General features: G+C 54.9%; 1 protein-coding gene. It reads right to left on the bottom strand.

Features of this window, described 5'->3' with window-relative positions; all coding sequences use genetic code 11:
• Positions 1 to 274: 274 nt before the first annotated feature.
• The gene (locus QCH34_RS11905) at positions 275 to 1,483 is read right to left on the bottom strand and encodes a C45 family peptidase (RefSeq protein WP_300334458.1); all 1,209 of its coding nucleotides are present in this window, start codon (positions 1,481 to 1,483) and stop codon (positions 275 to 277) included.
• Between the last annotated feature and the right edge of the window lie 308 nt (positions 1,484 to 1,791).

The raw sequence follows: 1,791 nt of genomic DNA, 5'->3' as shown, positions 1-1,791 counted from the left end.
GAGAAGATCGGGATCGATCTCATCCGGCACCGGATGCTGAAGATCGACTACAGGTCGTTATTCGGGTACTTCCCGGTTTGCCTGATTAACCCGGACATCGGTGCCGTGATGAGCATCTCCGGCAAGAAGGACAGCAGCACCGGGATACAGGCAGACAGAGCGGCGGAGTGACCGCCTGATCCCAAAGCTTTCACCCATTTTTATCATTCCCGCCGATCCCGATGGAAATCGCGGAGATGGAATAGCATCTTCAGCGATTCCTCTCCCGGTGAGATCATACTGAGAAGAGGTTTCCGAGGTCCACCTTCTGCCAGTCCCGGTCCACGACCTTCATCCAGAGCATTCGGGTCTCCGGGACATAGACCACCTGATGTTCCGATGAGTACAGCATACCCCCGAGCATGCTGTGCCGGAAGGTCGCGCCGCACTCCTCAACCTGCACGTCGCGGATCGCGACCATCCGTTCCCCGTCGATAGAACCCCGGTTCTCCTCGGCAAGGCGGAGCAGGTTGGCATACCGCGAGGTCGAGTGTTCTGCAGGTGGAGCCGCAAGCCGCCATGACGGGTCTACAAAGTGGTTTGCGGCTGCAATCACGCCAGCCCCCTCGCGCTGCTTGATATCGTACACCGTCTCCTCATAGGAGTAGGCACGATCCGGCCCGGCCGCATTTACGATCCATGCGGTGTTTGCACGGGTGCTCATGATCCCGGCGTCAAGTTCATCCATATCAGAGTAATCGAGCATCATCCGGAAGAACTCCCCGATCAGGTCAGGTCTGCCGGCGATCTCGATTTCGCCTCCTGAATCCGCAGCGTTATCATCGGCGATAAAGAGTCCGGCGCTGTTCATCAGGGTTTCGGGACGTGCCCCTGCCGGGCCGAAGGTCGCGACACCATTGCTCCCGTCAGTCGGGTTGTAGATTGTGAGTGTGTAGTAGGGGTAGAATACCGAGAAGACATCGGGAAGATCGTAGTTCCGGGAGAGTACGACCGAACCGTCCGGGGTGTAGTCGCCCCATACTGCCATGAACGAGCATCCTGCCTTCGCACCAAAGGTCGTGAGATAGACGATCGGTCCCTGATAGAGAATATTGACCTCATCAACGGAAAGATCTGACATCTCCGCGATGCCTGCCCGTATCTCCTTCATCCGTTTCGCCTGGAATGCCGTTGCTGTTTGAGCATATTCACTCACTTCTGCCTCGGTGTATCCCGATGCCGTGAAGTGGGAGCGGAGCATGGCATACTCTTCCCTGAGTTCATCCTTCATCAGGGCGCCGAACTGCTGTCCCATCTCCCGGTAGGTGCCGGAGAGGACGACGACGTGATACGATCCCGCCTCGTAGCGTATGCCGTTGCCGAATACGGCAACCTTTTTCAGCCCGATATCAGTATCAGCACCATCCGCATTCTCCGGGGTGAGCATGATTGCCATCGCCGGAGCAACCAGCGCAAGAACAATAAAAATGTAAAGGATTCTCATGAGATACTCTCCACTCCTATGAAAATAAACATATAATGCTGTTGTAATGCTCCATAAACAATGAAGTTTGTGGTGAAGAACCCGGATCCCGAATTGAAAGAACGGATATTCCCCAATCTCCCTCAAAAAAGTTAGAAAAGCCGGATCACATTATGATTATCCGGCAGCATCGCCTCACGGGGGATGGGCGTCTCATACCATGCTATAAAGTCGGGATACTCTTCCCAGAACTGAAGGCCGGAGAAATCCTCCTGCGAGGTTTTCGTATCGATGAGTGCCTGGTCCGCCTTTCCTATTGACTCAAACGA

This window comes from Methanocalculus sp., assembly GCF_029762515.1.
Classification (GTDB): Archaea; Halobacteriota; Methanomicrobia; order Methanomicrobiales; family Methanocorpusculaceae; genus Methanocalculus.
This window is presented reverse-complemented; position numbering and strand designations above follow the sequence as displayed.